The sequence below is a fragment of the Enterococcus sp. AZ088 genome, assembly GCF_051714845.1.
GTDB classification, from domain to species: domain Bacteria; phylum Bacillota; class Bacilli; order Lactobacillales; family Enterococcaceae; genus Enterococcus; species Enterococcus faecalis.
On record NZ_JBIOSQ010000001.1, the window covers coordinates 1482530 to 1502616 of the forward strand.

Below are 20087 nucleotides of genomic sequence, written 5' to 3' on the forward strand. Positions count from 1 at the left end.
GAATTTTTACAAAATTTGATAATAGTTGTACTGGTTTCTCACTTGAAAGCCTTCTGTTTGATAGAGATGAAGCGCTGCTTGATTTTCTGTTTCAACTTCTAAAAAAATAGTCGCTGAGGCTGACTTTTCTAAAATCATTCGGAGCGCAGACTGTAACACTTGACGGCCAAGACCGCGACCTCGTTGCGTTTTTGTCACAACAAAGCCATAAATCCCCCATTCGTTTTCAAAATGATCCAAACGTAGCGTGGCTAAAAGTTGATTGTTTTCTTTATAAATAAGTGTTCGTTGAAGGTCCTCCGGCAAAGGCGTACCTTCGAGTAACCTAGCCAAGGAATCCAAATCAGCCACTTGTGGTCGGAGAAGTGTCAGCTTCGCCAACGCCTGTGAGTAAGTTTCTCTTTGAAAAACCAGATACTGTTCTGAAAAAGCTGGCACAATTCCTTGTCTATTAAAATAATTCAGGCCAACAGATTGCTTGTCGTCCATCACGAGAAAGACTTCTTTCATTCCCCACAAAGCTGCTTGCTTTTCGAGTTCTTGAACAAGTTCTTCAAAAAATGGTCCTACATTTGGCGCAACAATCGTCGCTTCCAAGGTTTCCCCATCAAAACAATACCCTACGATATACGCTTGTATGGTTTGTTCCAATTTATAAAAAGTTCCTTGTTTAATCATTTCCTTGTTTCTTAATTCAGTCAATGTTTGTTTCTCCAACGGTGTTAACTGTCGGCGCCAATTTATTTTTTTATTCAAGCAGTTGCTCCTTTACTCATCCTTTTACTAGCTATTATACGTGAAGTTACGAAGTTCAACAATGTACAAGGATAAAACGTTTGCGCTTTTTTTGAAAAAGTACTATCATAAAGTAAGTAAAAGAAAAATGGAGGGATTTACATGACAAAAAAAATTGGTATTTTTGTAGGGAGTTTAAGAAAAGATTCATTTAACAAATTGGTAGCAAAAACAATGGCGGACTTATTTCCAGCTGATTTCGAACCTGTTTTTATTAACATTGGTGATTTAGAATTATACAATCAAGATTTGGATGATGAAGGAACCCCCACCGAAGCTTGGACAACATTCCGTGAAGAAGTTAAACAAGTAGATGGCGTAATGTTTGTAACACCAGAATATAACCGTTCAGTACCAGCTGTTTTAAAAAATGCATTGGATGTCGGTTCACGTCCGTATGGCGAAAGCGTTTGGGATAAAAAACCAGGACTTGTGGTGAGTGTTTCACCAGGTGCAATTAGCGGATTTGGTGCGAACCATCATTTAAGACAATCATTAGTCTTCTTAAATGTTCCAACTTTACAACAACCTGAAGCCTATATTGGCGGTATTACGAACTTAATTGGTGAAGATGGTAAAATTATTGATGGCACTGTTGGCTTCTTACAATCAATTGTAGATGCTTACGTGGATTTCTTTAATCGCTTAACTGCCTAATTGAATCAATCGAGAAAAAGTGAGGCAACTTTTTACAGGTTGTCTCACTTCTTTTATTTTTTTGCTTGACCTTCTCGTTACGTAAAGGTTTATGATAGATTTTGTCAGGAGGAATGAATGATGGAATATACAATTAAAAAAATGGCTTCACTATCTGGCGTCAGTGCACGGACGTTACGATATTATGATGAAATTGGTCTTCTTCAACCAGCCAGAATTAATTCTTCTGGTTATCGAATTTACGGGCAAGCCGAGGTGAATCGTTTGCAACAAATTCTTTTTTACCGTGAATTGGATCTGAAACTAGATGAAATTAAAGAAATTTTGGAGCAACCTGACTTTAATGTTGAACAGGCTTTATACGAGCATCAGCAAAAACTATTGGAAAAGCGCAATGAAATTGATCGTCTTTTAGCCTCTGTTCAACAAACCTTACACCATTACAAAGGAGAGATAAACATGTCAGATCAGCAAAAATTCGAAGCATTCAAACAACAACGAGTTCAAGAAAACGAAGAAAAATATGGTAAAGAGATTCGGGAAAAATATGGCAACGAAACGATTGAACAAGCCAACAAAAAATATTTAAACTTGACGGAAAAAGACATGCAAGTAATGCAGAACGTGGAAAAAGATTTATTTTCTAAGTTAGCCATGTATCAAAAATCACCCAAGTTGACTAGTCAACTTGCGCAAGAAATTTTCCAATTACACAAAGATTGGTTAATGTACTCTTGGTCAAGCTATTCGCCAGAAGCACACAAAGGGTTAGGCCTTATGTATGTTGGCGATGAACGATTTACGTCATATTATGAACAACACGGTGCTGGTTTTGCCGAAGCATTAAACGCAATTATCCAAAACTACGCTTAAACAGAAAGTGCGCCATTAGTCTCTTCGACTGATGGCGCACTTTCTGTTTCTTCCAATAATTAACTAAAGCCTGTTTATCTTTTTTTCTTTTTCTTCTTTTTGTTTTTCTTCATCATACGATTCATGGCCATTTTACCTAGCTTGCCTTTAACGCCGCCACCTAACATTTGATCCATACCAGGAATGTTCATATCCCCTTTGGACATTTGTTGCATCATTTTTTTGGATTCTTTAAATTGTTTAATCATACGATTGACTTCAACCACACTATTTCCTGAACCAGCTGCAATTCTGCGGCGGCGACTAGGATTTAATAGATCAGGATTTTCACGTTCTGCAGGGGTCATTGATAAGACCATCGCCCGTTTCCGTGCCACATCTTTTGGATCGACTTTGACATTTTCAATACCAGGCATGTTACTCATTCCAGGGATCATTTTTAATAAGTCTTCAATCGGTCCCATGCCCATAACTTGATCCAATTGCTCAATGAAATCGTTAAAGTCAAAACTGTTTTCTTTCATTTTTTGAGCAAGTTCTTCTGCTTTTTTCTCATCGTAATCTTGTTGCGCTTTTTCAATTAGCGTCAACATGTCCCCCATACCTAGGATACGACTCGACATACGATCGGGATGGAAAATTTCTAAATCGGTTAATTTTTCACCAGAACCGACAAATTTAATCGGAGCGCCCGTTACTGCCCGAATTGACAGTGCGGCCCCCCCACGAGTATCGCCGTCCATTTTGGTAATAACAACCCCAGTAATTCCAAGCTGTTCATTAAAACTATCTGCAACGTTGACAGCATCTTGCCCCGTCATCGCATCAACAACTAACAGAATTTCATTGGGATTAGCCAACTCTTTAATTTGTTTCAATTCGTCCATTAAAGCTTCATCAATGTGTAAACGGCCGGCCGTATCAATTAAGACATAATCATTTTTCTTTTCTTTTGCTAACGCTAACCCTTGACGAACAATTTCCACTGGATTAGCATCTGTTCCCATATCAAAAACGGGAACTTCTAATTGTTGACCTAAAACCTTCAACTGATCAATCGCTGCTGGACGATAAACGTCACCAGCGATTAAAAGCGGACGAGCGTTTTCAGTTTTCATTAAGTGTTTTGCTAATTTACCAGTAAAAGTTGTTTTACCAGCCCCTTGTAACCCTGTCATCATAATCACTGTCGGGATTTTTGGAGATTTATTCAGTTCAACCGTTTCTGAACCTAACGTTTTCGTTAATTCTTCATCAACAATTTTTACAATTTGTTGGGCTGGTGATAAGCTTTCTAATACTTCGACTCCTACTGCCCGTTCTCTGACGCGTTTTGTGAAATCTTTGACCACTTGTAAATTAACGTCGGCTTCTAATAAAGCCAAACGGATTTCTCGCATCATTTCTTTTACGTCGGCTTCGGAAACTTTTCCCTTACGACGGATTTTACTCATTGCCTGTTGTAGGCGGTTTGTTAAACTCTCAAAAGCCATAGTTTCATTCCTCTATTTCTTGAATTTGTTCAATATATTTTTTGATTTCACTATCTTTGGGATAAGTTTCTTGAACATACTGCTGTAGTTGTTCAAGATATTCTTTCCGTACAACATAGTTTGAATAAAGATGTAACTTTTTTTCATATTCTTCTAAAATTTTTTCGGTTCGTTTAATGTTATCATAAACCGCTTGGCGACTAACCTCATATTCTTCCGCAATTTCTCCTAAAGAAAAGTCATCAGCATAGTAAAGCTCCATATAATTCATCTGCTTTTCCGTTAATAATGTCGAATAAAATTCAAATAACGCATTCATGCGGTTTGTTTTTTCCATTTCCATGAGCCGTGCTCCCATCTTCAATCCCTTATAGGTTACCGATTTCATAGGGAATAGTCAATCTTTTTTTACTAAGTTTTTACCTTTTAAAAAGAAATGTCCGCAAGTTGCCATGTTTCTTCAGAATAAACGGTCATTCCTTGTTGAATAAAATAAGCAGTTGCGACTCCAACTCCAGCTTTTTTAATGCCAGAAAATTGTCCATCATAAATCAGCTGGCTGCCACAGCTAGGACTTTTTTCTTTCAAAATCAAGGTTGTAATTTGTTGAGTTTTTAATTTTTGATACGCGCGTTGTGCCCCTGCTTTAAACGCCTCAGTGACGTCTTCCCCGTTATCCGTATATACATACGCAGTATTCGCCCAAACATCAAAGCCATCCCCGCCAATGATTTCTGCTGGCGGACGTGGAATAGGCAACTCTCCTAAAACTTCGGGACAAATCATTATTGCTTTTCCATTAGTTACAAGTTGTTTTAACGCTTCTTGTTCTTGAGATTTTCCATCATAACGGCAACAAATCCCACCTAAGCAACTACTAATACCAATCATTCGCTTCTCCTCATTTCATTTCTCTATTATACCATGAGTTGACTTTTCTCAAAAGTAGCATTCTCGCTTACTTTAAAGTACGTTCTTCCTCTAAAAATATGTTAAACTAATAATAGTGAAATATACACTTATTTTCAGAAATTTCTTGAAGGAGTTATGTAAATGAAAAAAGTTCTTGTCGTCGATGATGAACCATCGATTTTAACTTTGTTAACCTTTAATTTGGAAAAAGAAGGCTATCAGGTGACTACTTCCGAAGATGGTAAAAACGGCTTCGAATTAGCTTTGTCTAATCAATATGATTTTATAATTTTAGATGTAATGCTTCCTGGTATGGATGGCTTAGAAATTACCAAAGCACTTCGTCGAGAAAAAATTGACACGCCTATTTTGATTTTAACTGCCAAAGATGAACAAGTAGATAAAATCATCGGCTTGGAAATTGGGGCAGATGATTATTTAACAAAACCTTTTAGTCCCAGAGAAGTCCTAGCACGCATGAAAGCTATTTTTCGTCGTTTAAAACCTACCACGACCGAACCGCTTCAAGAGGACACACCTAAAGCTCCGCTTGTGATTGGCGAGATTCGTGTGGATGAACAAAATTATGAAGTTTTTGTGCGCAATCAGCCCATTGAACTAACACCGAAAGAATTTGAATTACTCGTTTACTTTATGAAACGCAAAGATCGGGTCATTAATCGGGAAACCTTGTTGGAACGAATTTGGCAATATGACTTCGCTGGACAAAGTCGCATCGTCGATGTCCACATTAGTCATTTACGTGATAAAATCGAGCCCGATCCCAAACGGCCCGTTTACTTAGTAACTGTCCGTGGCTTTGGCTACCGTTTTCAGGAGCCAAAACGATGAAAAAGAGACTGCGGATTGAATATTTTTTAGTTGCGGCAGTCATGCTTTTATTATTTGTCGGGAGTATTGCAGCGACCAATTTTTTCTTTCAAAAAGAAATGGTTGCTCAGCAAGAAACCTATTTAAGAAGAAAAAATACCCTTTTAACAGACCAGTTGCCCCCTTCCGTTTTCGAAAAAGGGCAACTGACAAACCAACAACAACTCCTTGTCACCCATGCGTTAGATGATGCAGAAGAACGGGTAACTTTGTTGCAAAAAAATGGTACCGTCTTTTTTGACAGCAGCCAAAATGAACCGCTAGAGTCGCACAAAAAACGACCTGAAATCGCTGCGGTTCTATCAGGAGCTGCCTATGGTTCAGCTTTACGAAAGAGTAAAACGTTAAATAAAGAACTTCTGTACGTTGCCACGCCTGTTTTAAAATCAGGAGAAATCGTTGGTATTATTCGGATTTCGGAACAAACTGCGCTATTTTCTAAAAATATCCAATCTTTTCGTCGCTATATTATCTTTACATTTGGCATCTTGTTCCTACTAATTACCTTGTTTATCTTTTTATTGTTACGGCAAAAAAATCAACCGCTAGTGACCGTCTTACCGATTCTGAAACGAATGCTTAAACATCCAGATGAAAATCGATCCATTATCCAGCAATCTTCTGAATGGAATGAACTTTACGAAACTATTAACTTACTGAGTCAACAAGTAAGTCAAACGTATAAAGCGTATACGTCTGCGGATGAGCAATTTCACGAACTTTTAGATGAGTTGATGATTGGTGTCTTTATCATTGATACGCAAGGACGGCTTCGTCTGTTGAACCCTAAAATGCAGGAAATGTTAGGACTCTCTGCTAAAAATATGCAAAGCAATTATCTTGAAGTGATTCAAGACGCCGATTTGATTCATTTAATCCATCAAGTCGTCGCTGAAAAAAACAGCTTACATCAAGAAATCACTGTGACACAAGGACCAACACCTTTACGCTTAGATCTTTCTCTTCGTTACTTGGATGATCAAAGCGCCAATGATTATCAAGTATTAGGAATTGCCTATGATTTAACGCGCGTTCGCCAACTAGAAAAAATGCAAAAAGATTTTGTATCAAACGTGTCTCATGAATTAAAAACGCCTGTCACTTCTCTTTTGGGCTTTACCGAGACACTCATAGACGGTGCCAAAGAAGATCCGGAAGTCCTTGATCAATTTTTGCACATCATGCAAAAAGATGCCCAGCGTCTGCAACAATTAATTCAAGAAATTTTAGAACTTTCTCGGGGCAGCGCAACAATTCCTTATGCAGAACAAGAAATTACTTTAGAAAAATTTATTACAGAAATTCTCGGCTCTTATCAGCAACAATTGGTAGCAAAACAGCTGAAAACAGTCGTTCATGGTCTGCCAGAGAGCCAGTTTTTCACCAAATACGAATTGTTTTATCCAATCGTGAAGAATCTAATTGAAAATGCCATTCAGTATTCCCAAGAAAATGGTCAGATTACTATTTCTTATGCTATAGAAAATCAGCAATTACGTTTATCTGTTCAAGATACTGGCATTGGCATTAGTCAAAAAGACCAAGAACGGATCTTTGAACGGTTCTATCGTGTCGATAAAGCACGTAGCCGTCATTCTGGTGGCACCGGTCTAGGTCTAGCTATTGTCCAAAATTACACAGAATTATTAGGCGGTAAAATCGCCATTGATAGTCACCTAGGCTTAGGGACCACTTTTACAATCACCTTGCCTTTAACAAAAAAAGAAGCCTAAAAAAACTCAGCCAATCCTGTTTATTGGCTGAGTTTTTTTGTTTATTTTTCAGTTACTTTTCCATTTACATCACGTTCTACTTGCATGTCTGTGATGGCTAAATAACCTAAGTCTTTGACAATTGTTTTTTGAACATCATCGGTGACCATATAGTCTAAGAAGGCTTTTACTTCTTTATTAGGCTCCCCTTTTGTATACATATGTTCATAAGACCAGATTTTCCATGAATTGTCTTTCACGTGTTCTTCTTTTGGTTCAACACCATCAATGCTTAAGGCAACAGTGGAATCATCCATATAAGAAAAAGCTAAATAGCTGATTGCTCCTGGTGTTTGTTCAACAATTTTACGAACTGTTCCCGAAGAATCTTGTTCTTGTGATTGAACTGGTTTAGCTCCATCTAAGCCCCATTTTTCAAATGTTGCTCGGGTGCCACTTCCGTTTGCGCGGTTTATTACGACGATTTCTTGATCTTTGCCGCCCACTTCTTTCCAGTTTTTGACTTTGCCAGTAAAGACATCAATCAATTGTTGCTTCGTTAAATTCTTCACGCCGACTTCTTTGTTGACCACTGGTCCCATACCAACCACGGCCACCCGATGATCGACTAATTTAGAAGCATCCACGCCATCTTTCTCTTCGGCAAACACATCGGAATTTCCAATGGTCACTGCGCCATCTGCAACTTGCGAAAGTCCTGTTCCGCTGCCGCCACCTTGGACAGAAACTGTATAATTAGGATGTTCTTGTGTAAATTGATCTTTCGCAGCATCTACTAACGGTTGTAAAGCGGTGGAACCAACAGCGACAATTTTAACTGGTTTGTTACTATCCGCTTCGCTGGATTTTTCAGTTGTGCCTCCTTGAGCTCCGCACCCAGTTAATAATAACCCTAGACTCAGCATAGTTGCTGCAATTACACGTTTTTTCATCTTTGCACTTCCTTTTCAATTAGTTACAAGTTTAGTCTACCAAGACTCTGTTAATTCTGTTTCAATTAAATGTAAATAAAAGGTAAAGGTGTGTAAAGAATCTATAAAGGCTAGTGCGTTACGCGTTGTGTCGCCATGTAATGTGCAATTCGTTCCATGGCCGTTGTTAATTTATCCATATCGGACGCATAACTAATTCGGACGTATCCTTCTGCTTCTGGACCAAAAGAAATACCTGGAATCAACGCTACTGCTTCTTTTTGCGCTAAATCAATACAAAATTTCATAGAATCTTGTTCATAACCAGTAGGAATCTTAGCAAAAATATAAAAGGCGCCATTTGGACGCGCAACCTCAAACCCCAATTGAGTCATCTGTTCATAAACAAAATCGCGCCGTTTCCGATACTCTTCTTTCATAATTTCAGCATCATGCATTCCTTCGATTAAGGCACGAACAGCCGCTTTTTGAGACACTGTTGCAGCCGCAGTAACTAAATACTGATGAACTTTAATGATCTCCGCTGTTAAAATCGCTGGTGCAAAAATAAAGCCAATCCGCCAGCCTGTCATGGCATGTGATTTCGACAAACCGTTAATTAAAATCGTTTGGTCACGTAACATTTCAGCAATCGAAACATGACTCTCATCATAAGTTAACTCACTATAAATTTCATCGCTGATCACAAAAATGTCGTATTTTTTTAGAACATCAGCAATTGCTTGCAACTCTTGGCGGTTATAGGTGACACCAGTTGGGTTGCTAGGATAATTTAAAATAATTGCTTTGACTTGTTCCCCATGCTCGGCCATTGCCGCTTCAATCATTTCAGGGGTCAAGACAAAATCGTTGTCTCGTGTATCCAAATATACCGGCTCCGCCCCCGCCAATGTAATAATTGGTTCATACCCTGGGTAAATAGGTGCTGGCAAAAGCACTTTGTCACCTTGTTCTAAAATTGCTAATAACGAAGCTGAAATCGCTTCTGTTGCTCCAACTGTTACTAAAATTTCTGTCGCAGGCTGGTAAGTCAAATGATACTTTTCTTTCATAAAATAAGCGGCTGCTTCACGGACATCTAATAAACCAGACATCCCTGTATAATGAGAAAAATTCGCATCAATTGCTTCTTTGGCTGCTTTTTTGACATGCTCAGGTGTGTTAAAATCTGGCTCTCCTAGCGTTAATTTTAAAATACCTTCAATTCCTGAGACTTGTTCGTCAAATTGACGAATTAAAGAAACAGCAATTTTATTTACTTGACGATTAAAACGATTGGTTAAATCCATTTAGCTTCACTCCTTCAGTTGACGTTATAGTAGCACAAATTGACCGTAAAATGAATGATTTTCTCATTGTTTCGCTAGATTTTTATTATAAATATCTCAAAAAAACGACAGAGAAGAAAATAGGAGAACTTTGTCCTTTTCAACAAAGTTCTCCTATTTATTTATTTTTCGAAACGCCATGTCCGAATTTCAAACGGACGTAATGGTGCATCAACTTCTATCGCTGGTGTCAACGGTTCTTCTAATACATTTGTTAAACAAGTCGCTGGTTGTGTCTCTTTGTGAAGTTCACAAGGAATATTTTGCGCTGTTAGATTAAAGCCACGAACGACTAAATGATTTGTTTGCTCTTGACGTTTAACGGCTGTCCAACCAATTGGTCCTTCTGCCGTTGTCAAATAGACATGGTTCGGTGCTAGTTTACCTTCATGACGCGCAGTAGTAGCTGCAGTAAAAGGAATTTGTGCACTATAGGCTTGTTGATACGTAGCAAAGCGTTCTTCTGGTTTTCCATGCAATGACAAACCATATTTAAAGGTATATTCTCCTTGGCATTGTGCTTCTGGTGTCGCAAAATAGCCCCAATCACCTAGTTCGCCAACACAACGAATTAATGTGACCGCAATGGTTCCATCTGCTAAGACTTCATACTCATTTAAGCCTTCATTGAAGATAGTCACGCCTTTGTTTTGGTCATGAACATTCACAAACGCTTGTTGGTGCTGCGGGTTTGTTGGATTTTCCCATGTGTCGCTTACTTGATTTGGTCGTGTCACGACTTCATAAATACTATCCGCTTCATGTGTTTCTGTGACCATGCCAGTTGGGAAAAGCACGCGTAAACGATGATCTTTGATTTGATTATTAATGGTTGTTTCAAAGAACAATTGGTTACTTTCTTTGATCATTGTAACCACTGTCGTTATTTCGAACGGGCGAAGCGTCGTTGAACGTTGTGCTTGGCGTTCTCTAAACTCACGAACAGCCTTTTGTTCTTCTTCTAATCGTTCCTCTGCTGCAACTGGTAACATGACGGTTTGTTTAATTTGATAACTTGCTTTTACAGGGGAATTTTCTTTATTCGTGATTTCAGCCGTTACATTTTCAGTTGTAATTCCTTGGTCTTCGGTCGGTTTGAAAAAGATATATTCATTCCCAATGTCGCCAGTATCTTCAAATGTTAACAATTTTGAAAATGTTTCTCCTGTTTTTTTGTCAGCAATGGTTAAGCTACCATTGTTTTCAATTTTCACTTGAATAAATTCGTTTTCCATTTCATTTGTTGCTGGTTGAGCCAAAAGACTTCCTTCAAAAGCTTTCGTTTTTCCTTGAATCAATGCAAAGCTATCCCAAGAGAATGGCGCCATTTCTTTGACAGATAATTCGACCGTTAAGTATTTAGCCATGTACGGTTGACGGAAAGCATCTTTAGGTAAATCGTAACCAAAACGAACATCTTCTTTGACAATACGGCTTGCAACGGCTTTTCCAGTTGGATCAATCACTTGATAATCTGGGGTGGCTTTTTGTTTTAATTCATGATAAAGATCTTCAGGTTTTCCTGTATAAAATGGCAATCGTTCAATCTCCACTTCCACAGTGACAACCTCCGTTTTCTGATAGCCACTAGTATTAAATAAAACAAACGGGTGCGCTTTTTCTGGGAAAACACTTGTATCAATTGCTTCTGTTAATTGTCGTGTTGCTTCATCTGCTAAGAAATGCCCGACATCATTGGCATTTTCAAAGCGAGTCATCATGCCTCGGTGAACCTCGTCGACAGAACAGCCACAAATACTATCGTGCGGATGGTTTTGAAGCAATGTTTTCCAAGCATAATCAAATTGGTCATGTGGGTAGTCGCCAGTTACTTCGTAAGCCATCGCTGCTAAAGGTTCTGCGATATTTTCTAATTGGCGTTGGACTTTTGTGTTCCACTGTTTTAAATAGACGCGAGCAGAAGAAGTATTGGCTAATGTGTACCAGCCGTCCGTTTCTTGACTCGTTAATTCGCCTGTTACTGTTCCTAAATCTTCTGGTAACTCCTCTTGAACAGCTTTCAAATAGTCATCGAAATTGGAATGAATAAATTCATATTCTGGGAATAGTTCATTGGCTAAAGCGATGGCCTTAGTAATATCTCTTTGTACCGGTTGGTGGTCGACCCCATTCATCATCAATAAATGGTTTGTGGAAGCGTAACGTTCCACATCAGCCAATTTTTGTTTCCAAAAAGCGATTGCCGCTTCTTTTTCTGAAGGAATTTCGTTCCCGTTACTATACCAGTTTGCAAAAAGCAAGCCGAAAATTTTGGTTTGGTCCGGACCTTCCCACCACATTTCAGAATATTGTGAGCTATAGTCGCTTTCTAAGACTTGATTATCAAAGCCAATCGGTTTCACCCCGCGTCCAAAGGCAGCCGCAGGCAGATTTGCTAATTGCATCATTTGAGGCGTTTGACCCATATTCCCAAATGTATCCGGGAAGTAACCTAATTGAACTGGTGCTCCCCATTTTTGACTTTCTAAATGCCCAATCAGCATGTTTCGAACATTGGATTCAGAGCTAATTAAAAAGTCATCTTGTAAAATATAAAATGGTCCGATTTTTAGTTTGCCTGCTTGGACAGCTTTTTTTACAGCTTCTTTTTTCTCTGGGCGAACTTGTAAATAGTCGTCTAAGATAATCGTTTGTCCATCTAAATGGAAACTGTTAAACTCTGGATCATTTTCAATTAAATCTAATACATTATCCACTAATTCAATTAAGCGCATATGATGTTCTTCATAAGGAAGATACCATTCACGATCCCAATGACTATGGGAAACAATATAGACTTTTTTCTTTGTCATCACTTTTCCTCCTATTTTTCCACTCGGATGTCAAAATAATCCATAACTAATTCACAAAACATCATATTAGCCCATGAAAACCATTCTCTTGTATAATTTTCAGGATTATCTACGTCAAAACCTTCATGCATCAAATGAGTCCCCGCATCTGTGGCAACTAATAAATCTAAAATTCGTTCTTTTTCTGCTTTATCTTTGGTTGTCATTCCTTCCATTGCTAAAGCAATCGGCCACACGTAATTTTCTGGTGTATGCGAGCTACCAATCCCTTTCGCGTATTTGCCTTCATAGAAGTAAGGATTTTCTTTACTTAATAAGGTTTGACGCGTTGTTAAATATTGTTCATCCTCTGTTGAACAATAACCCAGATAAGGGGCTGCTACTAAATTGGGAACATTACTGTCATCCATCACGCTTGCATTGCCTAAGCCATCCACTTCATACGCATAAATCGTTTCGTTATTTTGATTTTTTGTTCGTCCAAATGTTTGAATGCCTTCTTCAATCTCTTCTTGTAATTTTTTAGCAATCGCCACAATCGTAGCATCTTCTAAAACATCAGAGAAAATTTCTTGAATATAGCCTAAAATTACGACTGCAAACATATTAGAAGGAACTAAGTAACCATATTGGCAGGCATCATCACTAGGACGGAAGCCTGACCATGTCATCCCTGTTTTGCCAACTGGCGTTCCTTTCCCTGCTTCAACCAACGTATCTTCTTGACGCCACGTATCTCGTTCAAATAAATAAGGTGACTGTGCGTGATCTTGTTCTGTTGTGAAAACGTTGAGAATTTTTTTGACGCCTTCCACAAAATCTGAATTAAATTGTTCGGTCATCCCAGTATTTTTATAAAGTAAATAGGCTAATTGGACCGGGTAACATAATGAATCAATTTCATATTTCCGTTCCCAAATCCAGCCATTCATTTCGGTCTTATCAGTTTGATGGCCTGCATGATTATCTGTTTCATTAAACGCATTGGCATAAGGATCAATGCAAATATAACGAAACTGGCGTTTAACCAAACCAGCAATCATTTGAGCAAGGTCTTCGTCTTCTTTCGCAATCACTAAATAGGGACGAACTTGTGCTGTTGAGTCTCTCAACCACATTGCTGGAATATCGCCTGTTAATAAAAAGGTAGTACCATCTTCTTGACGTTTCACTGTTGTTAGTAAAGTATTGGCAAAGGCCGCCTGAAAGTTTTTTGCCCAATCTTGATGTGCTTCACCGCATTTTTCTGTAATTGTCTCCATAAATGTTGCTACGGATTTTGGAACTTCTGTATAAACCATTCTCGTCACCTCTTAAATTTGATATATCATTTCACAATTGAATTATAGCGTTTACATTTCACTTTGTCTAGTGATTTCGATCATTTTTTTCATTTTAAAACCAATTAATTTATGGTAAACTATAAATAAGATATATCTTATTGTGAGGTGAAATGAATGAAGCAACCATTATATCAACAAATTATTGATTATTTACAAAATGAAATTGATTCAGGGCGATTGCCTGTTGGAGCGCAAGTGCCTACCGAAAAAGAATTATCGGCTCAGTTTAACGTCAGTAGAATTACGTCCAAACGAGCGCTAACTGAGTTGGAAACGCAAGGCGTAATCCAACGTCACCAAGGAAAAGGAAGTTTTGTTCAAGCACCAAAGCATCCTCTTCATACCTCTTTAAATAAAGTTCTTTTTTTATTGCCATTTGCAGACGATTTATCAGTAGGAAATTTCTATAGCGGTTTGGCCCCTACTATTCAAGCAGCTGGTTTAGAAGTCTTTATGACCTCGCCTAATTTTTTGAGAGAGAAAAATGCTGCGGACATTGTGAATGAGTTTGCCGGGCTTGTCTATTATGCTGCTACTAGTAATGACTACCTCGACTTACTGTTCGAGTTGGCTTTGATGAATTTTCCAGTCGTTGTCTTGGATAAAAAGATCCATGATTTGCCTTTTGCAACCATTCAATCAGACAACTTTGCTGGTGGTAAAACAGCAACCGAACGCTTAATTGGCTTAGGACATACAAAAATTGGATATATCCTTTCAGGAAGTCCGGCCCTACAATCCGTTCGGCAACGTTATTTAGGTTATCTCCAAGCTTTAAAAGAAGCCAATCTGGCGTTTCATACAGCAATCACGGAAACCAATCTCTTAGATGAACACAACTTTAAACAGTATTTTGAGGCGCACCAACTCACAGCCGTGGTCTGCGATAATGACTTCAGCGCGTTACATTGTTTACGAAACTGTAAAAACATAGGTATTCATGTGCCAAAAGAATTATCGATTATTGGTTTTGACGATATTCAAGCAGCAGCATTTGTCGAACCGCCATTAACAACCATGGCGCAAGACTTTAAAGAAATGGGAAAACTAGCTGGCGAAGTGTTATTACAAACGATGCAACAAGATCTTCAAATCATAGAAGACATTCAAGTGCCTGTCACATTAATTGAAAGAGAAACCATTTCTACTGTTTCAAAATGAGCCAAAAAAGAAGAGCGTGGGACAAAAATCACTTTGGATTTTTGCTCCACGCTCAAAAACTAATAAACGGCGGGTACAGAAGCAACTCCTTCGGAAATAAGCCGAAATTCCTTCTTATTTCTCGGAGTTAAACACTTCTGTCCCGACCTCTTCTTTTTATTCCTTAGTGCTAAATGTTTTGGTATCTACCTCTTTTTTAAACAACGCTTTTAGTTCTTTGATAAAGTAGCGACCAATTGGACTGATTTCCCGATTTTTGGGAAAGAGTAAACAAATACGATTTTCCAAGGCTGGCGCCAATGGTACTAACCGAATTTCTTTCTTCGTAAAACCCGTTACGACACCTGAACCAGAAGCATAAGCATTGGTTTCTACCAACAAATTCATTAAAGTTCCACGATCCGTAGTATGAATGACCGATTCCTGTTCAGGAATTTCAACTAAATCTTCAGAAAAATAGGAAAAATTGCTTCCTTCTTGATTAAAGCGGACTTGTGGATAGGGAACTAATTCCTCTAAATGAATTTCTTTTTGCTTGGCTAAAGGATGATGATTTCCTAAAAAAATGTGTGTATTAAAAGTACTAATTACCTCGTAGGCTAGATTAGCTTGTTCTAAATACCGTTCAATACTGACACTATTTTGTTCATTTAAATAAATAATCCCCAACTCACTGTGAAATCCTTTGACGTCTTCAATTACTTTTAAGGTCGTGGTTTCAAAGACACGAAAATCTTTATATTGATCCCCATACTTTTTAAGAACTTTGGCAATTACCTCACCTAAAAAATCGTAATGTTGCGAAGAGATGGAGAATCGTTCGCTGGTCACTGTCTCGCGATAGCGATTTTCCAATAACTCCATTTGAACTAAGACTTTCTCTGCTTGTTCTAAAAAAACCATTCCTTCTTCTGTTAAAAAAGCGCCCTTATTGGTACGTAAAAAGAGGGAAATCCCTAGTTCTTCTTCTAATTCCCGAATACTATTTGACAAGCTAGGTTGTGTAATAAATAGTTTTTTGGCTGCTTCCCGAAAACTCCCATTGTTAGCTATGGCAGCAACATACTTCATTTGTTGAATATTCAACACTTTTTCCTCCACACACTAATCATTTGAAAAATAAATCTTACGCCCATTCAACGGCTGAAGGGGCCGATTGTTAAAGGCCAACATTCCTTCCTTGATCTTATTTAAAAAGGCTTGATCCATTTTTTGAATGGTATCAAATACAAACCATTTCACTGGACCCTTAGTTGGCGGTGTTGTTAACGAGCCTACATAATGGTAGTGTAGACGCTCCTCTGGTAAAAAGATTGACGGATTAAACCATTGTTGGTGCGTGCCGTTTTCCCAGTCCATCGGATGATTCGCTTCTGAAAAACGATTTTCTTCCTCTGTGATGGTAAACAGGCAACCGACAACTAAATTTTCGCCAGCATCGTTCATATGAACCAAATGGAATTCTAGCGGATACTGCTTTCCCGATAGCAAATGTTCGCTAGGCATATGAAAATGGATATCGGTTAAATGATACGCAACATTTTCAAACATTACGTAACTTTCCGTATTTGGTGGTACAAAATGAAACGTATTTTTGAATTCCTTTTCAGTGAATTCTTCTTTTTTATAATGAAACGTAATCTGAGAATTTATTGTCTCAGCACTTTCTTTTTCTAAAGCAATTGGCGATTGATAAGCAAACTTAGCACCTTCTGCAAACCAGTCACATAGCGTATGCCAATGTTCTGGTCCATCGTTGCCTGTATAGCTCCATTCAACGTCCATATTTTTTATTTTTTTCATACACTCTTCCTTCATTTCCACATAGTAATCAGGTAAAACTCATGTTAAAACTCTATCCTAACATCTTTTCTACGTCAAACAAAAGAACTTAGATCATTACGCTCCTCGGCAAATGACCTAAGTTCTCCTACCGTTAAATCTGGTTACTTAAAATGACACTAAAAATCAGACGACAAGAACTATCTTTAGTTCAACGGTTATTTGCCCCAGTTTTCAGGATCTTTTTTCCATTCTTGTAATAAGGTAACATCTTTTTCTTCGATATAGTTTGCTTCTAATGCAGCATCAATTAAAGTTGAATAATTGGTTAACGTTAGTAACGTCATCTGTTTATCTGCAAAATTTGCCGTTCCTTTGGGTAACTCATAAGTGAAGATTGCCGCAACGCCTAAAACCGTTGCTCCTTCACGTTCCGCCGCTTCTGCCGCTTCTAACACGCTACCGCCTGTTGAAATTAAATCCTCGATAACTACCATTTTTTGTCCTTCAGAAATTCGGCCTTCAATTTGATTCCCTTTGCCGTGATCTTTGGCTTTACTGCGGATATAAACCATTGGTAATCCTAAAATATCGGCTACCCATGCCGCATGTGGAATCCCTGCGGTAGCTGTCCCAGCAATCACTTCGACTTCTGGGAAAGTCTCTTTAATTTTTGCCGCTAAGCCTTCTGCAATTTCTTTACGCACAGCAGGATAACTCATCGTGATACGGTTATCACAATAAATCGGGCTTTTTATGCCACTAGCCCAAGTAAACGGCTCATTAGGGTTTAAAAATACCGCTTCAATATCTAATAAATCTTTGGCAATTTTTTTTGCTACTTTTGTCATGTTACTTTCCGCTCCAGTCTTTTTTGATTTCTTGATAGGCTTCATAAGGATTTTCTGCTTGGGTAATAGGTCGGCCAACAACGATATATGTGGACCCGATTTCGCGAGCATGTTGCGGCGTAACGACCCGTTGTTGGTCACCTACTGCACTTCCTGCTGGACGAATACCAGGTGTTAAACAAATAAACGTCTGCTTGGTTGCTTCTTGAATACCACGTGCTTCTAATGCTGAACAAACCACGCCATCCAGACCCGCTTTTTCCGCACATTTAGCATAATGAATGACACTTGTCTCTAAAGAAACGTTGATTAATTGATCATGGTGCATCTCTTCTTCACTAGTAGAAGTCAACTGGGTTACAGCAATTAACTCAGGAACCTTAGCGCCTGGCTGAGTCCCTTTGATTAGACCTTCCTTAGCTGCTTGCATCATTCGAACGCCCCCTGCTGCATGGACATTGGTAATGGCAACGCCTAATTTTGCTAAATTTGTCATCGCTTTTTCCACAGTATTCGGAATATCATGTAATTTTAAATCCAAGAAAACATCGTGCCCTTGTTCTTTAAGCCAGCGAACAATCGCTGGTCCTTCTGCGTAAAAAAGTTCCATCCCCACTTTAACAAACAAGGCTTCTTCCTTAGGGAATTTTTCTAAAAAAACAGCCACTTCTTTTTGCGTGGGAAAATCTAACGCAATAATTGGTCTATCGTGCATTTTGCTGCTCCTCTCTCACTTCTTTAATTAATTGTTCCAACGATTCAATACCTAACTCTTCCATTCGCTTAGGTAATCCGTCAATCAACTTCGGACAAATGTATGGATCTGTAAAGTTGGCCGTACCAACCCCGACAGCGCTAGCACCTGCCATGAACATTTCCAAGACATCGTCCACTGTTTGAACACCGCCCATTCCAATAATTGGCAACTGAGAAACACTGGCGACTTGTCGGATTAAGCGAATAGCAACAGGTTTAATGGCTGGTCCAGATAGTCCACCAGTTTGATTGGCTAAAATAGGTTTTCTCGTTTTTAAATCAATGCGCATCCCTAGCAATGTATTAATCATAGAAAAACCGTCTGCGCCCCCTGCTTCAATTGCTTGGGCGATCGGCACAATGTCCGTTACGTTTGGTGATAGTTTAACATAAATCGGAACAGAGGCGACTTTTTTGACTGCTTGTGTTAATTGAAAAGCAACCTCTGGATCTGTACCAAAAGCTATGCCGCCATGTTTCACATTGGGACAGGAAATATTCAGTTCAATTGCTTTGACGTTAGGCGCTTGCCCAATTTTTGCGCAAACAGCCACATAGTCCTCTTCGCAAGCACCTGCAACATTTGCGATAATCGGTAAGTTAGGGTATTTTTCTAATTTCGGTAATTTTTCTTGCATTACCACTTCTAAACCTGGATTTTGCAATCCAATGGCATTTAGCATACCACTGAGTGTTTCAGCTACACGTGGTGTGGGATTTCCATATCGTGCTTGGGGCGTTGTTGCCTTAATCATAATTGAACCTAATTGATCAAGGTCATAATAGTTAGCATATTCTTCCCCGAACCCAAAGCAACCACTGGCGGGAATAATTGGATTTTTTAATGTTAAACCTGGAATTGAAACGGCTAAAGGATTTTTCATCATAAGATAACCTCACTTGCTTTAAAAATCGGACCTTCATCACAGACCTTGACACTTTTTTCTCCAGTAGTGTCTCCTTTTTTATGGCAAACGCAGGCATAGCAAGCCCCAATTCCACAGGCCATCCGTTCTTCTAAAGAAAGGTAAACGTGTGGATGTGTTGGAAATAAAGAATCAATTGCTTTTAACATACCATTCGCACCGCAAGCATACACTGCATCAGGGATCCGTCCTTTTGCTAACGCTTCTGACAATAAACGGCCCACGTTGCCATGAGCGCCAAACGAGCCGTCATCTGTGGCAAAATGTGTTTCTCCTAATGCCATAAATTCTTGTTGGTAATAAGCAACCTCTTTTGATGCATAACCAAGAAAATGAATCACTTTCACGCCTTTTTCATTGAGTTGTTTTGATAATTCATACAATGGGGGAATCCCGATTCCTCCGCCAACGATAAAAGCAGTTTGACCAGCTGCTACGGTAGTTATATCAAAGCCGTTTCCTAAAGGACCTAAAATATCTAATTGTTCACCAGCCTTCATGGTGGCAAACACTTCCGTTCCAGCGCTTTCGACTCGATAAATCAAACGACAGGTTTCATTCGAATGATCAATTTGGTTGATGCTAATCGGTCGCCGCAAAAGTAAATCTGCACGCGGAACCTTGATATGCACAAACTGTCCAGGTCGTGTCATCTCTTTCACTAACTCGCCTTGTAAGTCTAACTGATAAATCCGTGGCGCTAACTGTTTTTGAGCTACAATGGTCATCATTTCTTGCTTTCTCTGCATCAGTATCCTTCACTCCTTTATTCTCTGATTCCCCTATAAATGATTTTCTATTTCTTCGTAAAAGAATCTGGAACAGTCCTCCTCAGACGATT

At 38.8% G+C, this 20087-nt stretch carries 19 protein-coding genes; 5 read left to right on the plus strand and 14 right to left on the minus strand.

The window, feature by feature from the left end; genetic code table 11:
• Positions 1–6 precede the first annotated feature (6 nt).
• Entirely contained in the window at positions 7–756 is a 750-nt protein-coding gene (locus IGL17_RS07325; RefSeq protein WP_438760101.1) for a GNAT family N-acetyltransferase, read from the minus strand.
• 141 nt (positions 757–897) lie between these two features.
• Between IGL17_RS07325 and IGL17_RS07330 the strand changes: the two genes are divergently transcribed.
• Both IGL17_RS07330 and IGL17_RS07335 read left to right on the plus strand, forming a co-directional pair.
• On the plus strand, positions 898–1452 hold the full coding sequence (locus IGL17_RS07330; RefSeq protein WP_002357432.1) for an NADPH-dependent FMN reductase: 555 nt from the start codon (positions 898–900) through the stop codon (positions 1450–1452).
• 117 nt (positions 1453–1569) lie between these two features.
• On the plus strand, positions 1570–2325 hold the full coding sequence (locus tag IGL17_RS07335; protein ID WP_016618348.1) for a MerR family transcriptional regulator: 756 nt from the start codon (positions 1570–1572) through the stop codon (positions 2323–2325).
• 74 nt (positions 2326–2399) lie between these two features.
• Here the strand turns inward: IGL17_RS07335 and ffh are convergent, their stop codons facing one another.
• From ffh to IGL17_RS07350, 3 genes are all read right to left on the minus strand, one after another.
• The gene (gene ffh / locus IGL17_RS07340; protein ID WP_002360194.1) at positions 2400–3818 is read right to left on the minus strand and encodes a signal recognition particle protein; all 1419 of its coding nucleotides are present in this window, start codon (positions 3816–3818) and stop codon (positions 2400–2402) included.
• A gap of 4 nt (positions 3819–3822) precedes the next feature.
• A complete protein-coding gene (locus IGL17_RS07345; RefSeq protein ID WP_002357429.1) occupies positions 3823–4161 on the minus strand; it encodes a putative DNA-binding protein in 339 nt (112 codons plus the stop codon).
• Positions 4162–4244: 83 nt separating this feature from the next.
• Positions 4245–4709: a DUF523 domain-containing protein gene (locus tag IGL17_RS07350; protein ID WP_002357428.1), complete on the minus strand. Its 465-nt coding sequence runs from the start codon at positions 4707–4709 to the stop codon at positions 4245–4247.
• A 162-nt stretch (positions 4710–4871) separates the two neighbouring features.
• Here IGL17_RS07350 and IGL17_RS07355 point away from each other — a divergent pair, with 162 nt between their 5' ends.
• Both IGL17_RS07355 and pnpS read left to right on the plus strand, forming a co-directional pair.
• Positions 4872–5582, plus strand: coding sequence for a response regulator transcription factor (locus IGL17_RS07355; RefSeq protein ID WP_002360193.1), 711 nt, complete (start codon positions 4872–4874; stop codon positions 5580–5582).
• Positions 5579–7354: a two-component system histidine kinase PnpS gene (gene pnpS / locus IGL17_RS07360; RefSeq protein WP_010713362.1), complete on the plus strand. Its 1776-nt coding sequence runs from the start codon at positions 5579–5581 to the stop codon at positions 7352–7354. The genes IGL17_RS07355 and pnpS overlap by 4 nt, the downstream gene beginning before the upstream one ends.
• A 41-nt stretch (positions 7355–7395) precedes the next feature.
• Here the strand turns inward: pnpS and IGL17_RS07365 are convergent, their stop codons facing one another.
• From IGL17_RS07365 to IGL17_RS07380, 4 genes are all read right to left on the minus strand, one after another.
• A complete protein-coding gene (locus tag IGL17_RS07365; RefSeq protein ID WP_002357425.1) occupies positions 7396–8286 on the minus strand; it encodes a phosphate ABC transporter substrate-binding protein PstS family protein in 891 nt (296 codons plus the stop codon).
• Positions 8287–8396: 110 nt separating this feature from the next.
• Positions 8397–9575, minus strand: coding sequence for a pyridoxal phosphate-dependent aminotransferase (locus tag IGL17_RS07370; RefSeq protein WP_002365726.1), 1179 nt, complete (start codon positions 9573–9575; stop codon positions 8397–8399).
• Positions 9576–9736: 161 nt separating this feature from the next.
• On the minus strand, positions 9737–12427 hold the full coding sequence (locus IGL17_RS07375) for an alpha-mannosidase (protein WP_016618347.1): 2691 nt from the start codon (positions 12425–12427) through the stop codon (positions 9737–9739).
• An 11-nt stretch (positions 12428–12438) separates the two neighbouring features.
• The gene (locus IGL17_RS07380; protein ID WP_002357422.1) at positions 12439–13728 is read right to left on the minus strand and encodes a glycoside hydrolase family 125 protein; all 1290 of its coding nucleotides are present in this window, start codon (positions 13726–13728) and stop codon (positions 12439–12441) included.
• Positions 13729–13884: 156 nt separating this feature from the next.
• Between IGL17_RS07380 and IGL17_RS07385 the strand changes: the two genes are divergently transcribed.
• Complete coding sequence (locus IGL17_RS07385) at positions 13885–14931, plus strand: GntR family transcriptional regulator (RefSeq protein ID WP_016618346.1); 1047 nt, start codon at positions 13885–13887, stop codon at positions 14929–14931.
• A gap of 156 nt (positions 14932–15087) precedes the next feature.
• Here IGL17_RS07385 and IGL17_RS07390 read toward each other — a convergent pair whose 3' ends face one another.
• The 6 genes from IGL17_RS07390 to IGL17_RS07415 all read right to left on the minus strand — a co-directional run bounded on the left by IGL17_RS07390 (position 15088) and on the right by IGL17_RS07415 (position 19995).
• Entirely contained in the window at positions 15088–16017 is a 930-nt protein-coding gene (locus IGL17_RS07390) for a LysR family transcriptional regulator (protein WP_002361904.1), read from the minus strand.
• Positions 16018–16035: 18 nt separating this feature from the next.
• Positions 16036–16749: a carbonic anhydrase gene (locus tag IGL17_RS07395; protein ID WP_002394492.1), complete on the minus strand. Its 714-nt coding sequence runs from the start codon at positions 16747–16749 to the stop codon at positions 16036–16038.
• Between the two features lie 182 nt (positions 16750–16931).
• Positions 16932–17564 (minus strand): orotate phosphoribosyltransferase, encoded by a 633-nt coding sequence (pyrE, locus tag IGL17_RS07400; RefSeq protein ID WP_002357418.1) that lies wholly within the window; start codon positions 17562–17564, stop codon positions 16932–16934.
• A 1-nt stretch (position 17565) separates the two neighbouring features.
• The gene (pyrF, locus tag IGL17_RS07405; RefSeq protein ID WP_002365730.1) at positions 17566–18279 is read right to left on the minus strand and encodes an orotidine-5'-phosphate decarboxylase; all 714 of its coding nucleotides are present in this window, start codon (positions 18277–18279) and stop codon (positions 17566–17568) included.
• On the minus strand, positions 18269–19207 hold the full coding sequence (locus IGL17_RS07410; RefSeq protein ID WP_016618345.1) for a dihydroorotate dehydrogenase: 939 nt from the start codon (positions 19205–19207) through the stop codon (positions 18269–18271). The genes pyrF and IGL17_RS07410 overlap by 11 nt, the downstream gene beginning before the upstream one ends.
• Positions 19204–19995 (minus strand): dihydroorotate dehydrogenase electron transfer subunit, encoded by a 792-nt coding sequence (locus tag IGL17_RS07415; RefSeq protein WP_016618344.1) that lies wholly within the window; start codon positions 19993–19995, stop codon positions 19204–19206. Before IGL17_RS07415 ends, IGL17_RS07410 begins: the two co-directional genes overlap by 4 nt.
• Positions 19996–20087: the final 92 nt, after the last annotated feature.

Bases quoted from the DNA above. Each gene is read 5' to 3' on its own strand.
- IGL17_RS07330 (WP_002357432.1), top strand. From the start codon at position 898: ATGACAAAAAAAATTGGTATTTTTGTAGGGAGTTTAAGAAAAGATTCA.
- IGL17_RS07335 (WP_016618348.1), top strand. From the start codon at position 1,570: ATGATGGAATATACAATTAAAAAAATGGCTTCACTATCTGGCGTCAGT.
- ffh (WP_002360194.1), bottom strand. From the start codon at position 3,818: ATGGCTTTTGAGAGTTTAACAAACCGCCTACAACAGGCAATGAGTAAA.
- IGL17_RS07345 (WP_002357429.1), bottom strand. From the start codon at position 4,161: ATGGAAATGGAAAAAACAAACCGCATGAATGCGTTATTTGAATTTTAT.
- IGL17_RS07350 (WP_002357428.1), bottom strand. From the start codon at position 4,709: ATGATTGGTATTAGTAGTTGCTTAGGTGGGATTTGTTGCCGTTATGAT.
- IGL17_RS07355 (WP_002360193.1), top strand. From the start codon at position 4,872: ATGAAAAAAGTTCTTGTCGTCGATGATGAACCATCGATTTTAACTTTG.
- pnpS (WP_010713362.1), top strand. From the start codon at position 5,579: ATGAAAAAGAGACTGCGGATTGAATATTTTTTAGTTGCGGCAGTCATG.
- IGL17_RS07365 (WP_002357425.1), bottom strand. From the start codon at position 8,286: ATGAAAAAACGTGTAATTGCAGCAACTATGCTGAGTCTAGGGTTATTA.
- IGL17_RS07370 (WP_002365726.1), bottom strand. From the start codon at position 9,575: ATGGATTTAACCAATCGTTTTAATCGTCAAGTAAATAAAATTGCTGTT.
- IGL17_RS07375 (WP_016618347.1), bottom strand. From the start codon at position 12,427: ATGACAAAGAAAAAAGTCTATATTGTTTCCCATAGTCATTGGGATCGT.
- IGL17_RS07380 (WP_002357422.1), bottom strand. From the start codon at position 13,728: ATGGTTTATACAGAAGTTCCAAAATCCGTAGCAACATTTATGGAGACA.
- IGL17_RS07385 (WP_016618346.1), top strand. From the start codon at position 13,885: ATGAAGCAACCATTATATCAACAAATTATTGATTATTTACAAAATGAA.
- IGL17_RS07395 (WP_002394492.1), bottom strand. From the start codon at position 16,749: ATGAAGGAAGAGTGTATGAAAAAAATAAAAAATATGGACGTTGAATGG.
- pyrE (WP_002357418.1), bottom strand. From the start codon at position 17,564: ATGACAAAAGTAGCAAAAAAAATTGCCAAAGATTTATTAGATATTGAA.
- pyrF (WP_002365730.1), bottom strand. From the start codon at position 18,279: ATGCACGATAGACCAATTATTGCGTTAGATTTTCCCACGCAAAAAGAA.
- IGL17_RS07410 (WP_016618345.1), bottom strand. From the start codon at position 19,207: ATGATGAAAAATCCTTTAGCCGTTTCAATTCCAGGTTTAACATTAAAA.
- IGL17_RS07415 (WP_016618344.1), bottom strand. From the start codon at position 19,995: ATGCAGAGAAAGCAAGAAATGATGACCATTGTAGCTCAAAAACAGTTA.